This window comes from Symmachiella dynata, assembly GCF_007747995.1.
Lineage (GTDB): Bacteria > Planctomycetota > Planctomycetia > Planctomycetales > Planctomycetaceae > Symmachiella > Symmachiella dynata.
The window spans coordinates 1,588,650-1,610,622 of the sequence record NZ_CP036276.1 but is presented as its reverse complement, the minus strand read 5'-3'; the positions used below and the strand labels follow the sequence as shown (position 1 = coordinate 1,610,622).

Annotated in this window: 20 protein-coding genes; 9 read left to right on the top strand and 11 right to left on the bottom strand. The window is 55.4% G+C overall.

From position 1 onward, the window contains the following. Positions 1-74 precede the first annotated feature (74 nt). The 5 genes from Mal52_RS06130 to Mal52_RS06110 all read right to left on the bottom strand — a co-directional run bounded on the left by Mal52_RS06130 (position 75) and on the right by Mal52_RS06110 (position 5,864). On the bottom strand, positions 75-1,859 hold the full coding sequence (locus Mal52_RS06130) for a hypothetical protein (protein ID WP_145374826.1): 1,785 nt from the start codon (positions 1,857-1,859) through the stop codon (positions 75-77). 51 nt (positions 1,860-1,910) lie between these two features. Then, entirely contained in the window at positions 1,911-2,471 is a 561-nt protein-coding gene (gene nusG, locus Mal52_RS06125) for a transcription termination/antitermination protein NusG (RefSeq protein WP_145374825.1), read from the bottom strand. 340 nt (positions 2,472-2,811) lie between these two features. Then, positions 2,812-3,768, bottom strand: a complete 957-nt coding sequence (locus Mal52_RS06120) for an SDR family oxidoreductase (protein WP_145374824.1) — start codon at positions 3,766-3,768, stop codon at positions 2,812-2,814. Positions 3,769-3,924: 156 nt separating this feature from the next. Next, positions 3,925-4,647, bottom strand: coding sequence for a polysaccharide deacetylase family protein (locus tag Mal52_RS06115; protein WP_197534693.1), 723 nt, complete (start codon positions 4,645-4,647; stop codon positions 3,925-3,927). Positions 4,648-4,907: 260 nt separating this feature from the next. Further along, the gene (locus tag Mal52_RS06110) at positions 4,908-5,864 is read right to left on the bottom strand and encodes a sigma-70 family RNA polymerase sigma factor (protein ID WP_145424185.1); all 957 of its coding nucleotides are present in this window, start codon (positions 5,862-5,864) and stop codon (positions 4,908-4,910) included. Between the two features lie 226 nt (positions 5,865-6,090). On the opposite strand from Mal52_RS06110, the gene Mal52_RS06105 reads away from it, so the two are divergent. From Mal52_RS06105 to Mal52_RS06085, 5 genes are all read left to right on the top strand, one after another. Then, on the top strand, positions 6,091-6,975 hold the full coding sequence (locus Mal52_RS06105; protein WP_231962536.1) for a B12-binding domain-containing protein: 885 nt from the start codon (positions 6,091-6,093) through the stop codon (positions 6,973-6,975). 124 nt (positions 6,976-7,099) lie between these two features. Further along, positions 7,100-8,356: a PQQ-binding-like beta-propeller repeat protein gene (locus tag Mal52_RS06100; protein WP_145374821.1), complete on the top strand. Its 1,257-nt coding sequence runs from the start codon at positions 7,100-7,102 to the stop codon at positions 8,354-8,356. A gap of 342 nt (positions 8,357-8,698) precedes the next feature. Continuing rightward, positions 8,699-9,268: an orotate phosphoribosyltransferase gene (gene pyrE / locus Mal52_RS06095; RefSeq protein ID WP_145374820.1), complete on the top strand. Its 570-nt coding sequence runs from the start codon at positions 8,699-8,701 to the stop codon at positions 9,266-9,268. A gap of 50 nt (positions 9,269-9,318) precedes the next feature. Next, complete coding sequence (locus Mal52_RS06090) at positions 9,319-10,731, top strand: glucose-6-phosphate isomerase (protein ID WP_145374819.1); 1,413 nt, start codon at positions 9,319-9,321, stop codon at positions 10,729-10,731. Positions 10,732-10,770: 39 nt separating this feature from the next. Continuing rightward, complete coding sequence (locus Mal52_RS06085) at positions 10,771-11,454, top strand: metal-dependent hydrolase (RefSeq protein WP_145374818.1); 684 nt, start codon at positions 10,771-10,773, stop codon at positions 11,452-11,454. A 122-nt stretch (positions 11,455-11,576) separates the two neighbouring features. Here Mal52_RS06085 and Mal52_RS06080 read toward each other — a convergent pair whose 3' ends face one another. The 3 genes from Mal52_RS06080 to Mal52_RS06070 all read right to left on the bottom strand — a co-directional run bounded on the left by Mal52_RS06080 (position 11,577) and on the right by Mal52_RS06070 (position 14,981). Next, positions 11,577-12,734, bottom strand: a complete 1,158-nt coding sequence (locus Mal52_RS06080; protein ID WP_145374817.1) for a glycosyltransferase family 4 protein — start codon at positions 12,732-12,734, stop codon at positions 11,577-11,579. Between the two features lie 6 nt (positions 12,735-12,740). Continuing rightward, the gene (truA, locus tag Mal52_RS06075; protein ID WP_145374816.1) at positions 12,741-13,565 is read right to left on the bottom strand and encodes a tRNA pseudouridine(38-40) synthase TruA; all 825 of its coding nucleotides are present in this window, start codon (positions 13,563-13,565) and stop codon (positions 12,741-12,743) included. Positions 13,566-13,712: 147 nt separating this feature from the next. Beyond that, the gene (locus Mal52_RS06070) at positions 13,713-14,981 is read right to left on the bottom strand and encodes a pyridoxal phosphate-dependent aminotransferase (protein WP_145374815.1); all 1,269 of its coding nucleotides are present in this window, start codon (positions 14,979-14,981) and stop codon (positions 13,713-13,715) included. A 230-nt stretch (positions 14,982-15,211) separates the two neighbouring features. Here Mal52_RS06070 and Mal52_RS06065 point away from each other — a divergent pair, with 230 nt between their 5' ends. After that, positions 15,212-15,451, top strand: a complete 240-nt coding sequence (locus Mal52_RS06065; protein ID WP_145374814.1) for a TraX family protein — start codon at positions 15,212-15,214, stop codon at positions 15,449-15,451. Positions 15,452-15,463: 12 nt separating this feature from the next. Here the strand turns inward: Mal52_RS06065 and Mal52_RS06060 are convergent, their stop codons facing one another. Beyond that, positions 15,464-15,730 (bottom strand): hypothetical protein, encoded by a 267-nt coding sequence (locus Mal52_RS06060; protein WP_145374813.1) that lies wholly within the window; start codon positions 15,728-15,730, stop codon positions 15,464-15,466. A gap of 533 nt (positions 15,731-16,263) precedes the next feature. On the opposite strand from Mal52_RS06060, the gene Mal52_RS06055 reads away from it, so the two are divergent. Both Mal52_RS06055 and Mal52_RS06050 read left to right on the top strand, forming a co-directional pair. Then, a complete protein-coding gene (locus Mal52_RS06055) occupies positions 16,264-16,878 on the top strand; it encodes a sigma-70 family RNA polymerase sigma factor (protein WP_145374812.1) in 615 nt (204 codons plus the stop codon). Positions 16,879-17,395: 517 nt separating this feature from the next. Next, positions 17,396-18,076 (top strand): histidine phosphatase family protein, encoded by a 681-nt coding sequence (locus Mal52_RS06050; RefSeq protein WP_145374811.1) that lies wholly within the window; start codon positions 17,396-17,398, stop codon positions 18,074-18,076. Between the two features lie 41 nt (positions 18,077-18,117). Here the strand turns inward: Mal52_RS06050 and Mal52_RS06045 are convergent, their stop codons facing one another. Beyond that, positions 18,118-19,155 carry a phosphatase PAP2 family protein gene (locus tag Mal52_RS06045; RefSeq protein ID WP_197534692.1) on the bottom strand — a complete coding sequence of 346 codons (1,038 nt, stop codon included), beginning with the start codon at positions 19,153-19,155 and terminating at the stop codon, positions 18,118-18,120. 499 nt (positions 19,156-19,654) lie between these two features. Here Mal52_RS06045 and Mal52_RS06040 point away from each other — a divergent pair, with 499 nt between their 5' ends. Further along, complete coding sequence (locus Mal52_RS06040; RefSeq protein ID WP_145374809.1) at positions 19,655-20,623, top strand: AAA family ATPase; 969 nt, start codon at positions 19,655-19,657, stop codon at positions 20,621-20,623. Positions 20,624-20,674: 51 nt separating this feature from the next. On the opposite strand, the gene Mal52_RS06035 is transcribed toward Mal52_RS06040, so the two are convergent. After that, positions 20,675-21,841, bottom strand: coding sequence for a Gfo/Idh/MocA family oxidoreductase (locus Mal52_RS06035; protein ID WP_197534691.1), 1,167 nt, complete (start codon positions 21,839-21,841; stop codon positions 20,675-20,677). Between the last annotated feature and the right edge of the window lie 132 nt (positions 21,842-21,973).

The following is a 21,973-nucleotide window of genomic DNA, read 5'->3' as shown; positions in this document are numbered from 1 at the left end:
GTAACGAGAAAACCGTGTGGTTGGATCAAAAATGGCCGTGCGGGAGAATCGATTGTCTTGGCAACATTGCGGCCTTAGAGGAATTCACCTGCAAACATCATGAAAAAAAAGGGGGAATTGGTTCTGAGCTGTTCGATTGGAACGTACAGATTCAACCGTGCCTGTTCCGACTCCAATGCGAACGCAACGCCGCAAAATGATTGAGTTGGCTTTGCCATTTTGATACCCAGATCAACGATCTCGCCAAGCTTGCCCTCGTGGTTCGCTACGCCCTCATCTAATTGGGTCAGTGAGGCAAATACACTTGCCGCATCCAACAAGAGGATAAAGCTGCTATTTTCCGGGAGTTTGGTTCGTGTCGCGGCGAGTCCTGGTCGTAAATTGGCGATATCGGTTGCGTGCGTTCGCTGCAGCGCCTCCTGCATGGCTTGTATCCCGCCGCCGATCGTATTGACAAACAAATTGCCTTCGTACACACAACGGGAGACTAAACCGTTGCTGCCGTAGATTTTCGCGTGAGTGTCCTCATTCTCCTCATCTGATTTTTTGTAGGTGATGCGATGTATGTCAGCGGTGCGATCACCAAATTGTTCGACGCCATCCAACAATTCGTAGGCCCGTTTCTCACGGAACTCCTTAAACTGCGTTTGTATGATGGCCAGATTGTTGTTCATGAGCCGGTGTGCTTGCGGATTCTCAATTTCAGCGACCTCGTCCAAACGAAATTCAGGCAACGTGATCGTCGGCAACGAAAATGCGACGGACCATTGTCCGTATTTCAATTTTCTCAACCGGCGTTGGATCTTTCCTTGTTCGGTTAGCGTGGGGGCATCTTTGTCGTCATGATTATCAACATCGATGACATTGAGAAACCAACCTGCCGGGCTAGGAATCGGCGCCGTTCCCGCTACATAACATTGGCGGTCCGGCGGCATGCGGTGGAGCACCTGAAAATTGGACAATGCGTGTGGTTTCTGTTTTACATTCTCTCGATCCAGATCATGGTCAATCAAGATTTCGGTCTCGATGCCGGTGTGATCGACCGTAGCACTGATCGCTACTCCGGCGGCGCCCACAATCGCATCAGCACCTTTTTCCAGGATTTCACGGCTGACGAACTTCAGAACGGCCTCTTCGTCATACGCATTAAAAAGCATTTGGGTGAGAGAGTTCCTAAACTCTTTATGTGCCACCACATCATCATCCGCATTTTTCCGAACAATGTCATAAACATGCCTAGTATTCACGTGGACGGATAGGTCGCCGGTCTCAAAGGTTTTCTTTTGTTCGGGCGAGATCGACTCCCTCCATGAGGTCCCCTGACCGTCAATCCGTTTTTGAATTTGGTCAAGCGTCGGTTGTGCAGTGGCAATGATCACGTACCGACCGTGCCTCAAAACGCTTTCCGAAGCGTCGTCCGCAATCAACTCATTTAACTCATTGATCACTTCATCATCGTCGCGCGTTCGCACGATGAAGGCGGACACAGCCTCGCCAGCCTCATCGTTAAACATCGCCCACCAAAAGTCGTGATCCAGGTCCGTTGCTTTGAATAGCGGTTCGTTCGTGAATTCTAGAATATCCGATTCATTGCTTAAGAGCAGCGGCGTATACATCGGTGCAGCCGAATAGACAAACGAAACGACCTTAGCCATCGTCGCCTTCGGTTGGCGCACGCGAACGACAATGATCGCATCGTCCGAAAACCAATCCCCCGGATTCTCATCCGCTTGGGTGATGGAGCAAGTGCCAGCCAAGAGCAACAAGCAGAGCGCAGCGCGGCGGAAAAACATGCTAATCCTTTCGATGTTTCGAAGCGTATCGAGCGGATGCAGTATAAAGCAAACTGGCGACGTCATGAAGCGAATTCGGGGCAATTCGACAGCAATGTCCGACAAGTTGGGCGTACGTTAGATCGCTTCGATCTGGCAATCTTCCAGCGAAATCGTGATGCCCTGTTGCAGGTAATGCACGGCGACTAACAGCACGTCGCCGGTTTGGCGTTTGACGATGCGGCCTTCGAGGTTCTCGAATGGGCCGCTGGTCACGCGGACCTGCGCGCCGGGGATCAGTTTGGATTGCGGACGCACGGTGGCGCCTGATTCCAGTGCTTGCTGCACTTGACGCAAATCAAACGTCAACTGCTGGCCGTCGGGAACATCCAGAATGCGGATGATGCGGTCGGTCAGCATGGCGCGAAACCGGTCCGTGTGATCCCCATAGATGAACAGATAACTCGGAAACAGCGGCAGATACGACGTGCACTTGCGCCCCTTGGGGGTGCGGTACTGGTGTTGTTGCACCGGCAGATGAAACCAGATGTCGTCTCGGACGAGCCGCCGCGCGAGACTTTTCTCACTGCGCGGTCGCGTGTGCACTGCAAACCATTTCCGATCCTGCGCAGTATCGACCTGAATCGCCTCGAACAAATTGTCCGGGTAGAGTTCAGGTTCTTGGGCAAGAATAGGCATCGTTTACAACGGTCGAGGAGGACCGCTTCCACATTGTGCAAAGGAAAACAAACAACAGACCAGTGAGGCAACACATACCCCTTCTCCCTCTGGGAGAGGGCCGGGGTGAGGGTTTTCGCCCTACAAACACCTTACCTTAGGAATCGACCCTTTGCAGTGGGAATGATGAGAATCCGCAACGCAAATGATGGATTATTGCATCCTCTCGCGTTTCCCCAGTCATGTTTCCGCGCAACGACCCGACTTCCGTGCCGATTAGCGCGACCCTGACAGCTGTGTGTTTTTTCCGGACGTTGCGATTTAGGTAACGACCACAGTTCGCAAGCACCAATCACCTAAGTCACGCATTGGCTGTTGTCGCCAAGCTCACGTAATAGTCAATTGTATCCTTCAGCCCGGTCTCGAAATCGATTTCCGGGTTGTAGCCTAAATCGCGTTGAGCAGCGGAGATGTCGGCCCAGGAGTTCTTGACGTCTCCCGTGCGCGCCGGAGCATAGATCGGATCGAAGGGTTTATTCAGCGAATCGCAGATGGCCCGCAAGAGGTCATTGACACTCAAACTGCCACCGCAGGCGACGTTGTAGACATTGCCTGAAACTTTTTCCGCTGCGGCCTCAGCTGCCAACAGGTTGGCGTCCGCGACGTTACCGACAAATGTAAAGTCGCGCGACTGTTCGCCGTCGCCGTAAATGGTGGGACGTTCGCCGCGCAACAGTGCGGCGACAAACAGCGGGATGACGGCTGAGTACGGACTGTTTGGATCCTGGCGAGGACCGAAGACATTGAAGTAACGAATCCGCACCGTCTCCAGGTCGTACGAATTGGCGAAGGCTTGGCAATACAATTCGCCGGCGAGTTTCGCAGCGGCATATGGCGAAAGCGGTCCGGGCAAATGGGCTTCAGCTTTGGGCATGATTGGCGAGTCTCCGTAGGCGCTGCTGGAGGCGGCATAAACCACGCGCCGCACTCCCGCCTTACGACAGCTATCGAGCAAGACCACCGTGCCGGTGACACAGGCATCGTGCGTATCAAGCGGACGGTCAATGCTCCGCGGCACCGACGCCAATGCGCCTTGGTGGAACACCACGTCGATCCCTTCGACCGCCGCCGCCATCTTGTCGACGTCCTGCAGGTCTCCTTCGACGAATTCCACCGCATCGCCCAAATGAGCGAAGTTTTCGGTCGTGCCCGTGCTGAGATTATCGTAGACCCGCACCTGATCGCCCCGTTTGACCAATCGCTCGGCAATATGTGAGCCAATGAATCCCGCACCGCCGGTCACCAAATATTTTGCCACTGGAAACGTTCCTTATTTATTTGTTTTCGGAAAACCTGATGGGAGTTCGAATTCGACGCGGTTGGGTGCGCCCGTGTTTCTATTTTCTTGCTTCTGTGCAGCCCCGCCGGAGGCTGAGGGGACCGGGGACATGCGTGAGATTTGCTTATAACGCAATCAGTGGCCGGCGTGAATATCTGCTGGGGATTGGGAAGGGGAATCCAGCCAAGCCAGTGGGGTGCCAAATTCCAGACCGCAGCGTTTGGCGCCGGGAATCATCTTGTCCAGCGCTGCTGCTGTGTGGGGTGCGGTGGCATGCAGCCGCACGATGTCTCCACCTCGGATGGGGTTTTTCGCTAGCGTTAAGGATAACTTTGCAGAGGAAGGAGAATCCGCGTCGCTCGGATCATGGTTCCAAAGCACGACCGTCTGATTTCGTCGCCACAGCTGCAGCAGGTGCGACATCGACGGCTTGGCTTGGGCGGGTCGGTACAACCGGGGCGACTCACCCGTGACCTTCCGAATCCAATGTTCGGTCATCAACAACTCTTCCACCAATTCCTGCTCGGTCTTGGGTGCGGAGCCTTGTTGATAATAGCCACGTTGGCCGATCACGTGCCCTTTCTGGGCGATGAGGGCCACCAGATCGGGAAAGCGTTTGGCTTTTTCGCCGGTGACGAAAAACGTCGCGCGAAGGCGGTGAGAGGCGAGCACTCTAAGAATTGCCGGTGTGTGTTCAGCATGCGGGCCGTCATCGAACGTCAACGCAGCCATCCGACTATCAGGCGGGCCATTGAGTAAAAGTTTCTGCCGAGAAACGGTCGCAGCGACACCGCGGTTCCACATATAGCGGGGTGAAAATACCGACGGACGGCTTCGCGGGGCACCAATCAAAAACACGACGCACTTCTCCTCGGGGGGCATTGGCCACAGCCGGGGAAAACGGGTCGCGACACACGGGAGTTTTGCCGGCGGGGGACCGGCAATTATACAGCAAAAACCAACCGAGACCGGCTGTAAAACAGCCAACCGAGGCTTTGCCAATCGATGCTTAAGTCCTCAATCGTCATGATCGGTGCAATCGCTGAATTCGTCGGGACAATCGCGGATGTGGCGACGGTTGCTCGTCACATACTCCGCCTCCTCCCCCCTTCCCCCCTTCAGACCGTCATCATCTCCGGGAAGAGGTGGTCCAATCCTTTTCGCAGTTTTGCGATTGCCTTATGGTGCAATTGGCGGACGCGTTCTTTACTGACGTGCAGCTCTTTTGACAAGCTTTGCAACGTCCGCGCGGTTCCCGACGGACCAATGCCAAATCGCTCTTGGATAATATACTGTTCGCGCTCATCCAACTGCTCGTCGAGCTGAGCGAGGATCTCACCGACTTGTGCATCACTGATATCGAGTGTGTCCGATTCTTGCTCGCTCTTGTCGGACAATTCATTCAGATACTCATCCGCCATGGCCACTTCATGCGTGTTTCGCCGTTTGGTCGTGCGAAAATGACGGAAGAAATGCCGCTGCACGGAATGCGTGGCATAGGTGCTGAATCGGTAGCCGCGGGAGTAATCGAACTTCTCAATCGCCTTCATCAAAATCATGTTGCCTTCGCTGACCAACTCTTCAAAGGAAAACCGGGGGCCGGCAAAACGGCGTGCGATGGAGACGACCAGTCGCAGATTCGATTCTGCCAGCTGATTGCGAACACGATCCGCTGCATCCAAGAACCGACGTAATTCCTGAGTCAGCTTGCGTTGCGGTCGATCCGGGTCGAGCGCGACGCGACACAAATTCGCGCGGTATTTTAAGTAGTTCATTTTGCGAAATAACGCCGCTTCTCCCTCAGCCGTTAATAACGGAATGGTGTAGAGGTTCGCCAAATAAGCGGGAAGCCCATCCGGGACGGTTGCCCCAGAGGACGGCTGCTGGCGGTGAATTCCCGCGTGATGCACCGATTGTTCAACAGTGTCCATATCCAGATGCTCGAATTCCCCGTTATGGATATAGGCAATCTCTTCCTGCAGAAGCTGCAGCACCTCATCGCGCTCTTCAGGGCTGACGGATTGACTCGACCGCTGTGCAGTTTTCGCTCGACTTGCAACCAATACCATGGACATGAGAATTCGCCTTTCTCGCGGTTTACCCCAGAAACAAAAAACGTTCAAAACGTTCATCTCAACCCCACTCTAGGCCGTCGACCGCCCGGCGTCAACCCTTAAATCGTCCAAATCGTTCACCTAAACCATTAAAAACGTTAATTCAACAGGTCGCTTCGCCAAAAAAACGTGCAATTCGTTCGCCCCAACCGCCTGCCCGGCTATAATCGCTGCGTAGGGAGGATCCATGGCACGGGAAGTGAATACAATGAGCGAACTGGTTTCACCAAAACAGGTTGCACGCGCAATCGGCGTGAGCGAATCCTCGTTAAAACGCTGGTGCGACCGCGGTCTGATCGAAACAACTCGCACTGCCGGCGGGCATCGCAAGCTGGCGATCAGCAATGTTCTGGAATTTATTAAAACTTCTGGACTCAACATCGCCGATCCAGCTGTGCTGGGCTTGCCTCCCTCAACGGGACAGGGCCCCAGGACGTTGAATGCGGCGCAGCGACAAATGATCAAATCGTTGGTCGCAGACGATGAACAAGCCTGTCGACAGGTCGTCTTTGATCTCGTCCTGGCGAATCACAAGTTCAGCAGCATCGGCGACGTAGTGATCGCACCGGCGTTTGGCGAGATTGGTGAGAAGTGGGACTGTGGCGAAGTCGAGGTTTACCAGGAGCGCCATTCTTGCGAAATGTGCCTGCGTGTCTTGCACGAGTTGCGGGCGACATTGCCTGCGGTGGATCCAGACGCCCCTCTGGCAATCGGCGGCGCCTTAGCGGGCGATCATTATTCACTCTCGACGACCTTGGTCGAGTTGGTGCTCCGCGAAGATGGCTGGAATGCCGAGACGCTGGGCAACAATCTCCCGGCCGAGACGTTGGTGCATGCAATCCAGCAAAAGCAGCCGAAGTTATTTTGGATTAGTGCATCTCACATTGCAGACAGATCGCAATTCTTGCTGGATGTCGAACAACTCTATGCGACAGCACAGGCCAACGGAACGGCTTTGGCAATAGGTGGACGGGCGATGACCGAAGAGCTGCGAAAACAAATGAAGGCCCATGCCTTCTGTGACACGCTGGGGCATTTGGAATCGTTCGCATCGACCCTCAGACCGGCTTGAACTGGATGCTGCTATAAAATGGATGAATCGGCATTGCCAATTCTGGTCAGTGCACTAGAAACCTTCGGCACGCTGACAAGCGTGGTCTGGCTGTCTCCCTTAAACAGGTCCAAGGTGCTGAACCATGCGATTCAATTGTCACTCCTGTCTGAGTGGATTTAGTCTCATTCTGATCATCTCCGCGCTGCCCGCCGCAGCGCGATCCGAAGAATCACCCATCGCCACTTGGCTGCAATGGCGCGGTCCGCAGCGAGACTCCCAGGTCGAGGGACCGGCATGGCCGCCAGCCTTGGACGTGGAGCATCTGCAAAAAGTCTGGAGCGTTCCGCTCGGGCCAAGTTACTCTGGGCCGATCGTAGCAGCCGACCGGGTGTTTGTGACCGAAACCGTCGACAAAGAAACCGAAGTCGTGCGCGCCTTGGATCGGCAGTCCGGGAAAGAACTGTGGAAGATTTCCTGGCCCGGAGCCATCAACGTACCATTTTTCGCCAAGTCCAACGGCGATTGGATTCGTTCGACACCCGCTTTTGATGGGGAACGATTGTATGTAGCGGGAATCCGTGATGTGTTGGTTTGCTTAAACGGCGCTGACGGACAGGAAATCTGGCGCGTCGATTTTGCACAGACAACCGGCGCAAAACTCCCCGCCTTCGGTTGTGTCTGCTCTCCATTGATCGACGGAGACTTCGTCTACATTCAAGCAGGCGCCGGGCTGGTCAAATTAGATAAGTACAGCGGTAAGATCATCTGGCATGGTCTGCGCGATGGCGGAGGCATGTACGGCAGCGCATTCTCCTCGCCGGTTATCCGAACGATCAACGGTCAAAGACAACTCTTGGTACAAACGCGCAAGAAGTTGGCTGGCGTCGCACTCGATTCGGGAGAGGAACTGTGGTCGCAAGAAATCCCCGCATTTCGGGGCATGAATATCTTAACGCCGACCGTGATTGGCAATTCGGTGTTCACCAGCAGCTACGGGGGCGGTTCGTATTTGTATACCCTCAACAACGGCGCTGCTACAGCCGAACAACGCTGGCGGAATAAAGTTCAAGGCTACATGTCATCGCCTGTGGTGATTGACGGCCACATCTATTTGCACCTGCGTAACAAACGCTTTGCCTGTATTAATATCGAAACAGGGCAAGAGGCCTGGGTGACCAAGCCGTTCGGCAAGTACTGGTCGATGGTCGCACAAGGCGACCGGATTTTGGCATTGGACGAACGGGGTGATCTGCTCTTAATCCGCGCCAATCCGCAGCAATTCGAGTTAATAGACAAACGGCACATCAGCGACGAACCGACTTGGGCTCATCTTGCGGTTTGCGGTGACCAGCTCTTCATTCGGGCGTTGAATGAACAGTCGATGTATCGCTGGAAATAGCCCGCATTCCCCCAAGCCACCCTGCATAGACGTGAAGGAAATCACCCGCCTTCACGTCTTTTTCTCGTATCTGGGCACACATACCGATTCAGTTTGCCGCGGGGACGAGGCGGGGACGCGGGCAGCGTTGAAATTCGGTGCAGGGCGCGTATGATCTAACCGCGACGCAGCCCGGGTGCCGGTCGCACTATTCGCTGCCATCTACGATTCTTCACATTCAGGGCCGGGGGCTCTTAAGAACCCGTTTCGAAACTTGGTTGTACTTGGTTTTGACCTCCAGATTGTGAGACACGCGAGACGCAGCAAAAGGTTTTGAAACTAGTTTTAGAGAAAGACGCAACCATGTACGATCGAGATCGCTTGATTGAACTTTTCACAGAACGCGCGTTGAAATTCGGCGAGTTCAAACTGGTTTCCGGAAAAACAGCCAGCTATTACCTAGACGGCAAACAAATCACGTTGCACTCCGAGGGACTGCGACAGGTCAGCGAAGGTTTGCTCGATCTACTCGCCGATGTCGAGTACGACGCGATTGGCGGGATGTCGATCGGGGCCGATCCGATCATCGGCGGCACAATCACCGTCGCTGCCGAGCGGGGCCAGGATGTGCAGGGGTTTTTGGTGCGCAAAGAAGCCAAAGGACACGGCACCAACAAATTTATCGAAGGCCCGGTGCAACCCGGGGCGCGGGTGGTGATCGTCGACGACGTGGTGACTACCGGTGGCAGTTCGCTGTTGGCCGTCGACCGCATTGAAGAATTCGGCTGTAAAGTCGTGCAGGTCGTCGCCATTGTCGACCGCATGGAAGGTGGAGCGGCAAATTTTGCCAAACGCGACTTGCCGCTGAGATCGCTGTTGACCATCGAAGACTTCGGCATCGAACCGCCGCCCGCAGAAATGTTAATTGCTTAGGCCGAGCGGCTACTTGAATTTTTCCTTTTATCAGCATGAGGGACCATTGCATGAGCGACCACATCCGTTATTCCGCCGCCGCGGCTGAGTCCCTAATTCAAGCCGTCGATTTCGACAAAGTTCAAACAGCCGTGCTGGCCGCGCGGAACGAAGTCATCGCTGATGTCGGCTTGCTGCATGCTGGGTGCGATATTCCAGCGGAGAAACAGCCGCTGGACGCAGGGTTTATCGAACTTCCCAAACATCTGTTGGCCGAATGGGACGAATCGGGTGACGACTCGTTACTGGGGCGCATCGAAACCGCCGCTGCGCAATTCGCCGGCCAGGTCGACCGCATGCTGGTCTTGGGAATCGGCGGGTCCTATATGGGGGCCCGCGCGCTGTTCGAAGCGCTCTGCCATCCCTACCACAACGAATTGTCGCGTGAGAAACGCAACGGGATTCCCAAGCTATCGTTCGAAGGCAACAACGTCGACACCGCTGCGGTCAGCGGATTGTTGGAACTGTTGGCCGCCGGCACCGATCCGGCTGAGATCGCCGATCGCTGGGGAATTGTGGTCATCAGTAAATCGGGCGGAACCTTGGAGACTGCGGTCGCGTTTCGCGTGTTTCGCCAAGCGTTGGAAGAATTCTACGGAAGCGATTCCGCCGAAGCACTAGGCCTTGTGATCCCCGTAACCGGCGAAACGGGCAAGCTCCGCAATTTTTCGAACCTGCGGGGATATCCAGCGACGTTTCCGATTCCCGACGGCGTAGGGGGACGGTTTTCCGTGTTCACTGCTGTGGGTTTGTTGCCGGCGGCGGTGCTGGGAATCGACATCAAACAGTTGTTGCGAGGCGCTGCCGATGCCACTGAACGTTTCCACACAGCCGACTACGACGACAACCCGACACTGCAATACACGGCGGTCAGCCATTATCTAGAAACCGAACACGGTTTAAACATCCGCGTCCTTTCGACCTGGGGCAAACGGTTGGAAGTGGTTGGGCTTTGGTACGACCAATTGCTGGCTGAAAGTTTAGGCAAAGCAGAAAAAGGGGCCACGCCGATTACGGGCGTCAATACCCGTGATCTGCACAGCCGTGGACAGCAACACCAGGAAGGGACGCTCGATAAGCTGATCACCAATCTGTATGTCGAACCGGATGCCAACGGCGCAGTCACGGTGCCGGCTGTCCCCGATGCACTCAATCAGGACGAGTTGAACAAATACAGCGGCAAAAACCTGCCGGAGATTCTGCAAGCAGCCATGCAAGGCACAAATCAGGCTTATGCCGACGTGAACCGTCCGACAGCCGATTTGGTTTTGCCCAAACTGGACGCCTACAACATCGGCGCCTTGTTGCAAATGCTCATGCTGGCGACGGCCACCGAAGGACGTTTGATGGGGATCAATCCTTATGGGCAACCCGGGGTTGAAGATTACAAGCGAAACATGAACGCGATTTTGAGCCGCTCATAGTCGCGAGCACAACGGACAAAATCGATTTTGGAGAACAGCATGTCGACGTCGGTCACCTATCTGGGGCACGGGACATTTCAAATTGTTGCCGCTGGAAAAACGATCATCATCGATCCATTTTTCACAGACAATCCAGCGGCGACTGTCACCGCGGACGAGGTGCAGCCCGACTATTTGATCGTCTCGCACGGACATGGCGATCACGTGGGAGATGCCGTGGCGATTGCCAAGCGGACCGGTTGCACGGTGATTTCCAACCATGAGATTTCTGTTTGGCTGAACGAACAAGGAGTCGAAAAGGCACACGGCATGCACATCGGCGGCAGCCACGCGTTTGACTTCGGAACGGTCAAACTGACGATCGCCCACCACGGCTCGATGTTGCCCGACGGATCCAACGGCGGAAATCCGTGCGGCGTGATTTTGAAACTGGCCGACGGCACGATCTACCACGCCTGCGACACGGGCTTGTTTTACGACATGAAGCTGATTGGCGAAGAGGGAATCGACTTGGCGATTCTGCCGATCGGCGACAATTACACAATGGGCCCCGACGACGCGCTGCGAGCGGTGAAATTGATCGAACCCAAGCGGGTGATCCCCGATCATTACAACACCTGGGACCCCATCGCGCAGAACGCCGCCACCTGGGGCGAACGTGTGAAAGCGGAAACAAATACCGAACCAGTGATTCTCAAACCGGGCGAATCGTGCGAGTTGTAACCGCACGAATCATCTAGTGGTAGGTCATGCTGTGCATGACGAATCGTGAAAGAGCAACGCTTCTTAAAGCATTGTCATGCACAGCATGACCTACTGATTCGTTGCGGTCCGCACAGAGGACCCTACGGTCCATCGATCACAGCTTGGTAGATCTCGCGCAACTCACGCACCATGGTCTGCTGCCGGAACTGGTCGGTAAAACGTTCGCGGCCGGTTCGTCCGTATTGTTCTCGCAACTCGGGAGAGTCGGCCAGTTTGCCGATTGCCTCGGCCAATTGCGGCACAGATTTCGGCGGCAGGAGAAACCCCGTCTCTCCCTCGATGCACACTTCGCGAGCACCATCGACGTCGTAACTGATCACCGGTTTGCCGGAGATGAGCCCTTGCGGCAAGACGCGGGCCAGCCCTTCGCGGAGGCTGGTGTGTACGACGATATCCATCGCCCCGATTAATTCGGGAATCCGCGTCGGCGGAACCAGTCCCGTGAACACGAAATGCTCACTCAAACCAGCGGCGGCGATTTGTTGCTGCAGTTGCTGTTGTAGGATGCCATCGCCCACAAACAGAAAACGGACGTGGGGATTATTTCGGACAACCTCACCGGCGGCTTCGATGACGTATTCGTGCCCCTTGAGATGAAACAGCCGCGCGATTTTACCGACGACAATGTGCTCCTCAGTAAAACCGAGTTCTTGCCGAACATCCGCGCGGGGGACGGGGGGATTGAGAAACGGTTCGACCTCCATGCCGCTGTAGACCGTTTGAAACATCGACCTTGGTGCAATGCCGGCCGCGACGTATTGATCGGTCATCGAATCGCACACACTGATCAGCCGGGCACATCGCCGAGCGGCCCATTTTTCGCAGCTACGATACACTTGGTACGCTGCCGCGCTTTGGAATTCGTGAAACGGCGAGCCGTGGATCGTATGCACAACCGGGATTTTCAGCTTGGTCGCCGCCGCGCGCCCGATGACCCCCGCTTTGGAGCTATGCGTGTGCACGATGTCAGGTTCGATTTCAGCCAGCATGCGTATCAGCGAGCGATAACTTTGCCAGTCGCGGCGGGGATGGATTTCTCGCCGTAATTCGGGAACGATTCGCACGTCCAATTCGCGCTGCGCCGCTCGCTCGAGCAGGCTGCCTTCGGGTCCCAGAGCGGGTCCGGTGAGCAACGTCACATCGTCGCCCCAGTCGTGGTGTTGCCCTTCGACGGTCAGCAGGGTGTTCTCCTGCGCGCCGCCAAGAATCAGCCGGGTGATGATGTGGACGGTTTTCATGTGTGATTACGACGGGTCGCCGGGGGAATTGGAAACGACGTTTTCCCTATCATAGTCGACATGCACCAAATACAAACCGTGCGGGGGGGCCGTCGCACCGGCGTGGTCGCGGGTTTGGTTTTCCAGGATTTCCCGGACCTTGTCAACGGGCCAATTGCCGTAGCCGACTTTCAGCAATGTGCCGGTGATGCTGCGAACCATGTTGTACAAAAAACCATCCGCCATGATGTCGATGCAGATGAAATCCCCATCCTCAGCCACAGCGCCGGGCGTTGGCGACCAAAGGTCCCAGCCCACGCGCCGTGTAACATTTAGTTCCATCACCGTCCGGACACTGCTGGAACGATTGGGGAAGTGCGATTCGAAACTGCGAAAATCATGCGTGCCCAGCAGTGATTGCGCCGCTGCGTGCATGGCGGCCGCATCGAGCGGTTTACCGATCCGATGCACGTAGCGCTGTAAAAATGGAATCGCCACGCGATTGTTGTGGATCACGTAACGATACCGTTTGCGAACCGCATCATAACGGGCATGAAACTCGGCCGGGACTTCTTCCGCACTGCGAACGACAATGTCGTCGGGCAAAAACCGCTGCAAGCCGCTGCGGAGTTTATCGCAAGGGATCGGCGAATTCGTATGGAAATGAGCGACCTGCCCCAACGCATGCACTCCGGAGTCGGTCCGCCCCGAGGCAAGGACATTCACGAACTCAGACGTCAATTTCTTTACGGCTGCCTCTACAACGGTTTGAATCGACGTGCCGTTGGGCTGCACCTGCCACCCGCAGTAATTCGTGCCGTCATAGGCGATGGTCAGGCGGATGTTACGCATGGAAATTGAAACGGTAATCCTGGGTGCTGCTGGCTCGTCCAGCAGTGCAAACGTCGATCGAATCCCCCCGAAGGGTAACTTTTCCGTAAGCCGGCACTGCTGGACAAGCCAGCAGTGGTACCCGACGTACGTTTACAGTGCACGGCGTTACGCTTCGGTTGGGTACGGTTTAGCCAACCGGTATTGGGGGTTCTGTTCCAAAAAGGCGGCGATGCGTTCGGTACGGCTGAGTGCCACGGGCAGGAATTCAAGCGCCTGTTGCAGACGGTCGTTGGGTTCGGCGCAACTGAATCGCAAAAATCCAGCGCCGGCATCCCCAAAGCATTCCCCGCCCAAACAGGCGACGCCGAAATCATCGTCCGCCCCTTCGAGCAGATACAACGCCAAGCCGTGGCTGGTGATACCCAGATCATTGCAAACCGGAGCGACGTTGGGGAACACATAAAACGTGGCAGTCGGGTCCAGGCTGTGGAAACCGGGGATCTTGTTGAGGCCTTCGGTCAGCAGGACAACCTTTTCGCGGAACAATAGCATTGTGCGGTCTCGTTCCGACGAATCTTGTTCCAGCGCCGCTGCCCCGGCCAGTTGCACCAGCGTTGGCGTGCAGGAGAGCGTGGTGTTAATCATTTTGCCAATGGCATCGGAGATTTCCTTGTTCGACACGGCGAAGCCCAACCGCCAACCGCTCATGCTGTAGGATTTGCTGAACGTATACGCGGCGACCGCTTGGTCCATCATCCCGGGTTGCGACAGGATCGAATGATGCTGGCCTTCCCAAATCATGTGGCAATACGGTTCGTCGGAAAAGACGGCGATATCCTTGCCGCGAATCAAATCGGCAATGTCTCGCAGGTCGTCTTCGGTGGTCACGCCGCCGGTGGGGTTGTGCGGCGAGTTGAGAAAGATCGCCTTGGGGGCGGCATCGGTATTCAGAAAATCTTCGATGTCGGAGACTTGTGGACGGAATTCATTTCCCTGCGTGAGCGGACAAAGCACCGCCCGCGCGCCGCGACGTTCGATGTTAGGAATGTAAGTGGGAAAAAACGGGCTGAAAACCATCACACCGTCGCCCGGATTGAGAAACGCCTCGCAGAAGAATTGCTCAAAGACCTTGGCGCCCGGACCGGGAATAATATTTTCCGCAGCGGCCGGGATGCCGAATTCGTTTTTAACAAACTTGGCAGCCGCTTCGCGAAACGCCGGCACCCCGCTGGAGGGGCAATAGTGCGACTGGTTTTCGTTGATCGCTTGAATGCCGGTCGATTTGGCCGAAGCGGTGCTTTCAAACGGGCTGTCGCCGATTTCGAGTTCGACAACATCCTTGCCGGCAGCTTTGAGTTGTTTAGCAACGGCAAGCACCGTGAAAGCGGTTTCGACGCTGAGAGTCTGTGCGAATTGGCTAAGCGTAGCGGCCACGGGATATTTCCTTCGGTTGAATATCAAGTAGGGCAGGCTCCCGCCTGCCATGGATGAATTACGATCAGGCGACCACAAGCGGTCGATCAAGGGCAAACGGGCATTATGCCAATTTCATCGGCCAGCGACCACCCGCCGGGAAATCTGGTAGTGGATCAGATTAGCCGACATTCAGTTTTTCAAGCAAACCGACAGCCCTGGAACCCACTATATAAGTTACAATGCATCGCATGGATGAGAAGCACCCCGACCTGATCTCCCGCATAGCGACGTACGGCTCCGTGGTATTGGTGCCGCTGTTGCTCTGGTTCATGGGAGGCTGGAAGCCTCTTGCGATCCTCTTCGGGATGGCCCTTCTCGCGGGGATCCTGGCCGCTTATTTTTCTCGGAACGAAACCGATGAAGATGATCCAGGGGACGGCGTCAGCTTGCCAGTGCGTACAGAGCACGGTTCGACTAAATTAGATTGAGCAAACCGCACTTCACCGCTCACGGCGTTGTCGCCACGCGACGTATTTCGCGACGTCGGGATGGGCTAAGAGCAACTCCATCGTGTAAAAACTGCGGCCGAGTTCCTTTTCGCTGGCAAAATTGTGAATCGAGCGATGGCATTGCCGGCAAACATCGATCCCGCTGCGCATTTGCTCACGTGTGAAGTTCTTCTTGAACCATCGATTGCTGTGCAGCGTGCGGGGAATCAGATGGTGAAAGCTGGTGGCTGGTTCCTGTTGGCACAATTCACAGAGCATCGCAAATATAACCACAAAAGAAGCGAAGAATCTAGCAAAGCAAAGCCGCAACGAAACAGGACCGTTAGTTTCTTAGCCACAGATTGAACACGGATGAAACACGGATTTCCGAGGGTGACTCTCTATCATCCCAAACCAACGGAAGCCCTGCAAAAAATTCGCGTTTGACTCGCTAAATTTGACTATTTGTAGATACGAAAACAATTAGAGAGAAACGACGAAGACTTGCGTCGATTCCATTGAAGTCAAAATAATTGTTATAGATATAAACGTCGATTCCTTTTCGTGTCTTTCGTTGTTTTCGTGGTTTAATTTTCCTGTCGTTGCGTTCGAAGGCCGCGCTCGGTGTTTCAAGTCGTCCGTGGTTCACTGCTTCGTGTGCCTAAGTGAAATCTGGATCGCACGCCAAGTTTTGATTGTTAGTAATACGGCGCATAGCGGGCTTGCGAGTTCGGCACCAAAGACCGGGATGGCGGGCAGCGACCATTTCAGACTAAAATGCACGCGCCTGCAACTCTAAGGATGCCTTGCTGATGGATAAAGACAATAACTCGCAACTTGTGGAACTGTTAAACCGTGCTCGCGGTGGCGATGAGGCGGCGCGCGATGAATTGTTCGACAAATGCCGCAACTATCTGGCGATTGTGGCCCGCGTGCAGGTCGAGAGTTGGTTGCGGGTGAAAGTCGATGCGTCCGATTTGGTGCAGCAGACCATGCTGGACGCCTATCGCGGTTTCGGCGATTTCCGTGGGAACAGCGAGGGGGAATGGCTGACCTGGTTGAAGCAAATCCTCAAGCACAACGCGACCGACTTTGTGCGACGCTATCGCGGCACAGAAAAACGTCAGCAGCGCCGTGAAGTCCCCATGCAAGTCGGACCGACAAATTTGTCTGAAGGGTTCACCCGCGAACCCAGTTCCGGCGGCGAAAGCCCCAGTGAACTGGTCATGCAGCGTGAACGAGAAATTCAGTTGGCCGACTGCATCACAAAACTCGCGCCCGATCATCAAGAGGTCATCATCCTCCGCAGCTTGCAGCGACTGCCGTTTGACGAAGTCGCTGAGCGGATGGACCGCACGCGCCCGGCAGTGCAAATGCTATGGGCCCGCGCGGTGAGCAAACTCAAAGACCTGTACGGCGAGTTCTAGCCACCGGTCGTTTTAAAAAGACTCACGCAAAGCTCTTAGCGCGACGGAACCACAACCAACTGTGATGGTGATTTCTTAGCCACAGATTGAACACAGATGAAACACAGATTTTCGGTGTGACTCTCTATCATCCCTAACCGACAACTTGCCGTCGCATTGTGCGTTCCATGTCATTGAGGATTCTCCCGAGAATTTCCTTGGCAAGCAATGCGCAAAGCTACCGCCAATGCACCCCAATCACACACCAATGGGTGGCCGCGATAGCTCCGCTATCGGGGCGGGCGCAGCCCGCAAGAAGCCGCAATTCCAGCGCACATTCTGCAGGCAAGACGATCGAGATCCAGGAAACCCAAACAGCGGTTTCCACTACCTAACCCCCCCGATAGCTCCTACATGATTTATTCACAGTCCCCGCTCAGGTTTTCGACTCGTTGACGGTTTTGGCAGGTGAGGTATGATTGTGCCTGGGTTGTGCGGAACAGTTTTTTAGCCCCATTTTTCAGCGAACGACGACAGCATGGAACTTTTTTTGATACGCCATGGACAATCGGCGAATAATGCGAATCCTCTTGTGGAGCGGCATCAGGATCCTCCACTGACCGACATTGGAGCAGAACAGGTCGTCCGCTTGGCAGAATGGGCGGGTCCGTTGGGATTGACGCGGATTATTGCCAGCCCGTTCCTGCGTGCATTGCATACGGCTGAGGAATTACGACGTGCGACCGGCGTACCGGCAGAGGTGTGGGTCGATATTCACGAACAGGGAGGCTGTTGTACCGGTCCCGATCCGACGGCCGATCTGATCGCTGATCGCTATCAAGGACGGCCGGGCATGTCCGACTCTGAAATCCGGGCACTGTATCCGGAATTCCAATTGCCTGCCGAGCTTGACCACCGTGGCTGGTGGCAGTCCAAACCGTTTGAATCGGTGGCCGATGCGCGGCGACGTGCGGAGACGGTCATCGAGCGGACGCAGCGAGAATTTGGGCATACCGACGAACGAATCGCGCTCGTGTTTCACGGCATGCTCAAGTGCCTGGTCCTCGATGCCATGTTCGGTGGGTATGTGACGGAAGACGACGACATCACCGTGCCGTTTAATTCCAGCATCAGCAAGGTCGTGATCACTCCCGAAGGAACGCAACTCGACTTTTACAACGGCGTCGATCACCTGACGGCCGAGTTACTGACCTCTTAGCCAGCTTGTCGCGGCCGTTTGTCACTGCCCACGGATTCCATTCAATAGTTCACGCCAAACGCCACTCCGGCAGCGCCACTTTCCGGTTCGTAAAACGGGACGACATCCGTATCTTCACCCAGATGGTTGGCAGCGATGCTGCGACCGATCACCGTTCCCAAGACCGCGCCAAATACGACGTCGGAAAGATCGTGATCACGTTCGTCGATGCGCGTCCAGGCAATCACTCCGGCCAGGGTATAAGCGGGCAAGCCGACTTTGTGGCCATAGTATTTATCGAGCACCGATGCCAACGCAAAACTGCTGGAGGTGTGATACGAAGGAAATCCAAATTTTCCGCCGTTGAAATCCTCTGAGGGGCGATCACTATTCACCGCCACCTTGATCAAAGTGGTTGTGGTCGTGGTGACGGCGTAGGCGCTGATTAGCGTGCTGCTCAAATCGTGCAGTTCTTCGTTCTGATCCCACAGGCTATAGGAATACAGTCCGGCCAAGACGGGGATCTGCACCGTGAAATCGCCCAAGTAACCGATCCCTTCACCACCACTCCCCCACCTGCTGGGATGTTCGGCAGTATAGGCTCGAACCTTGTCGTCCCAGTCTTGATGAATGCCAATCGCAGCCCCGGTGGCAGCTCCCATGATAAACACGTTTTTCCAGGTCACGGTCGACTTCGCATCATCGACCAACGTCCCCCAGCAATTATGAAAATCGCTGCGAAAGTTGAATTTCGGCGGTGGTCCGTAGAGTGCTTGATACAACTGCGGCGAGAGGCTGGTCCGGCAACAATCGGTTTGACAACAACCAGGCTGACAAACAGGGGCGACGGGCGGCTGGATCCAATCTGTGTTGACTTCCTGAGGCGGGGGAGTCGAGTGGAGAGTCGTAGCGGGCATGACGGCTGAGGCTTGTGAAACGCTAGCGACGACCGGCTCTGCGCGAACATTGGGATTCGGGCTAGGCAAGCCTGCTAACGGATGGGAGTGGCCAATATCGTTTTGCGCCATGGGCGGCGGCGACACATCCACGGTGTTGTATTCGCGTGAAATTCCACACCCGGGGAGAAACAGCGCCGCCACGAGCACCATTCCGCACGCAGTGCGCAATCTCCATCGGCAGTCAATTTGGGGAGTCTCAAGAAGCAACGACAAGATGACGGCTCGGCGAATGAGGGGAAACGGCCTGGAATCCATGGAATTCAGGAGACGAATTTTCGCGCAATTACGATCCTTCTAGTTGATTCGACCTGAAGAACTGGTCAATTCCAATGAATCTGTAAAACCTGTACCTGTTCTTGCGTTATGAGACACGTCGCCTTGTGAAAATGTACGCACGTTCTTCAAGGTCTGTGGGATGGGCCACAGTCGACCACAGCGACGTTACCCATAATAGTCAAAGAGATTACGGACAGTTTTCAGTTGGCAGACTTGCGGAACGGGGTGTGTCGCAGCGACGGTGGTTGGCCAGGAGAAGAATACTGATCGAGTGCTCGGTTCGCGCGGGGAATTGACTTCTCTGGTCCGATCGTTGAGTATGGCGGCTTAATTATTATCTCATAAGCTTAATTATTATCTCATAATGGGTCTTAAAAATCGGGGTTCCAGGTTGTCCACACAAGTCAATGCACAGATAGAGCAACTCGAGGCAGCGATCGGCGGCGTGTTGATGGGAAAACCCGAGGCGATTCGTATGGCAGTCGTCGCCTTGCTGTCCGATGGACATATCCTGATTGAAGACGCACCGGGCGTGGGCAAGACGGTGCTGGGCAAGGCGATGGCGCGGAGCCTCAATTGCCAGTTTCGCCGGATTCAATTTACGCCCGACTTGCTGCCGAGTGATATTCTCGGCTCCAGTGTGTTCTTGCCGAACCTGGGAGAATTCGAATTTCGCGAAGGTCCGATTTTCACGAACATCTTGCTGGCCGACGAAATCAACCGCACAACGCCGCGGACTCAAAGCGCGTTGCTGGAAGCAATGAGCGAGCATCAGGTTTCGATCGAAGGCGAGACCCGACCGTTGGCAGCACCGTTTCTGGTCCTGGCGACGCAAAACCCGTTGGAATACGAGGGGACCTATCCGCTGCCGGAAAACCAATTGGACCGGTTCATGATGAGCATCGAGGTAGGGTATCCCTCGCGCGAAGTCGAACGCGACATCCTCACCATGCACCGCACAGGGGAACCGGTCAATCAATTGCAAGCCACGCTCACCACAGAAGACATTATCGCCCTGCAGGCGGCTGTCCGCGACGTCCGTGTTGACGATTCCATCAACGATTATCTGCTGGACATCGTCGCCGCCACGCGCACGCATGACGAATTGGAACTCGGCGTCAGCACCCGGGGCGCGCTCATCTTTTATCGGGCAGTGCAAGGCATGGCGCTGGCCGAAGGACGGAACTTTGCGATTCCCGACGACGTCAAAAGACTAGCCGAACCGGTGTTGGCTCACCGCGTCATCTGTCGCGGCGTCATGCGTCAAGGCCGCCGCGAACGCTCGCAAGCTGTGATCCGACAGATTGTCAATTCGACAGCGGTGCCGCAGTGAGGCTTGAGGCGCGAGGCTTGAGGCTTGAGGGGACAGGACGTTGGGGGCTGTCTAAGTCATGGGCATCCAGATCGATCCTTGTGCGCAGGATTCTACCGCTTGGGTGATGAACTGTAGGCCGCGGCGACCGTCGTAGACTGTGGGAAAATTGTATTGCTCAGTCTTGAGCGGTTGGCCGTCGAGATGGGCGCGAATGGCTTCCGTGATGCCGCAATAGATCGTGGCAAATGCTTCCAGATACCCTTCCGGATGTCCGGCCGGAATCCGCGTGCAGGCGCTGGCTGATTCGGAGAGAAATTCTCCACGTCCGCGGGTCAGTGTTTGTCGCGGTTGACCGTAGCGCAACAGATCCAATTTGTTCGGCTCCTCCTGCCCCCACAACACGGCTCCTTCAGAACCATACACGCGGAGTCGTAGACCGTTTTCTTCTCCGGTGGCGACTTGGCTGATGGTGAGCACTCCCTTACCCCCCGAAGCGAACCGCAACAGCACGTTGACGTCTTCGTCCAATACGCGGTCGGGAAGAAACGTGCTTTTGTCGGCGCACAATTCGGTGATCGGATCGCCCGTGACATACTCCAACAAATTCACGCAGTGCGTCCCGACATCGCCCAACGTCCCACCAACGCCCGCTTGGGTGGGATCGACGCGCCAGATGACTTGTTTGTGGCCCAGTTTTTCGTGCGGGACCATCAGGAAATCCTGCAGGTACTCGACGACCACCTTACGGACGGTCCCCATTTCATTGTTCTGAAACAGATTGCGGGCGTGACGTACGAGAGGATGGCCGGTGTAGTTGTGCATCAGGGCGAACACCAAATTGGTCTGTTCGACGAGTTGGCACAACTGATCGGCCTCTTCAAGGTTGAACGTCATCGGTTTTTCGCAGACGACATGAAACCCAGCTTTGAGAAACGTCTGGGCAATCGCAAAGTGCGAATTGTTGGGCGTGACAACACTCACAAAATCGATCCGCTGATCAGCAGGCAACTTCGCCTCGGCAGTTGCCATCTCTTCGTAACTGTCGTAACACCGCGCCGGATCGAGGTACAGCTGAGCCCCGGTTTGCCGCGTATTTTCCGGATCACGCGAAAAGCAGCCGGCGACCAATTCGATCTGCCCATCCAAAGCAGCCGCCGTACGGTGCACCCCACCAATAAAGGCCCCCTGCCCGCCCCCCACCATCCCCATCCGCAGTTTACGTTTCCAAGGTTGCATGCGAGTTCTCCGAATGACAAGAGTGGCCAGTGGCCGGTGGCCAGAAATCAATGGAACGGCAAACGGTCGTTGAAACCGTCTGCTCTATATATGAGTGATTCTCAACAAACAGGTCGAACGTGAAAACAGACA

What these genes read in the sequence shown, in the direction of transcription:
- Mal52_RS06130 (WP_145374826.1), bottom strand. Translation starts at nt 1,859, where the DNA reads ATGACGTCGCCAGTTTGCTTTATACTGCATCCGCTCGATACGCTTCGA.
- nusG (WP_145374825.1), bottom strand. Translation starts at nt 2,471, where the DNA reads ATGCCTATTCTTGCCCAAGAACCTGAACTCTACCCGGACAATTTGTTC.
- Mal52_RS06110 (WP_145424185.1), bottom strand. Translation starts at nt 5,864, where the DNA reads ATGTCCATGGTATTGGTTGCAAGTCGAGCGAAAACTGCACAGCGGTCG.
- Mal52_RS06105 (WP_231962536.1), top strand. Translation starts at nt 6,091, where the DNA reads ATGGCACGGGAAGTGAATACAATGAGCGAACTGGTTTCACCAAAACAG.
- Mal52_RS06100 (WP_145374821.1), top strand. Translation starts at nt 7,100, where the DNA reads ATGCGATTCAATTGTCACTCCTGTCTGAGTGGATTTAGTCTCATTCTG.
- pyrE (WP_145374820.1), top strand. Translation starts at nt 8,699, where the DNA reads ATGTACGATCGAGATCGCTTGATTGAACTTTTCACAGAACGCGCGTTG.
- Mal52_RS06090 (WP_145374819.1), top strand. Translation starts at nt 9,319, where the DNA reads ATGAGCGACCACATCCGTTATTCCGCCGCCGCGGCTGAGTCCCTAATT.
- Mal52_RS06085 (WP_145374818.1), top strand. Translation starts at nt 10,771, where the DNA reads ATGTCGACGTCGGTCACCTATCTGGGGCACGGGACATTTCAAATTGTT.
- Mal52_RS06080 (WP_145374817.1), bottom strand. Translation starts at nt 12,734, where the DNA reads ATGAAAACCGTCCACATCATCACCCGGCTGATTCTTGGCGGCGCGCAG.
- truA (WP_145374816.1), bottom strand. Translation starts at nt 13,565, where the DNA reads ATGCGTAACATCCGCCTGACCATCGCCTATGACGGCACGAATTACTGC.
- Mal52_RS06065 (WP_145374814.1), top strand. Translation starts at nt 15,212, where the DNA reads ATGGATGAGAAGCACCCCGACCTGATCTCCCGCATAGCGACGTACGGC.
- Mal52_RS06060 (WP_145374813.1), bottom strand. Translation starts at nt 15,730, where the DNA reads ATGCTCTGTGAATTGTGCCAACAGGAACCAGCCACCAGCTTTCACCAT.
- Mal52_RS06055 (WP_145374812.1), top strand. Translation starts at nt 16,264, where the DNA reads ATGGATAAAGACAATAACTCGCAACTTGTGGAACTGTTAAACCGTGCT.
- Mal52_RS06050 (WP_145374811.1), top strand. Translation starts at nt 17,396, where the DNA reads ATGGAACTTTTTTTGATACGCCATGGACAATCGGCGAATAATGCGAAT.
- Mal52_RS06040 (WP_145374809.1), top strand. Translation starts at nt 19,655, where the DNA reads ATGGGTCTTAAAAATCGGGGTTCCAGGTTGTCCACACAAGTCAATGCA.
- Mal52_RS06035 (WP_197534691.1), bottom strand. Translation starts at nt 21,841, where the DNA reads ATGCAACCTTGGAAACGTAAACTGCGGATGGGGATGGTGGGGGGCGGG.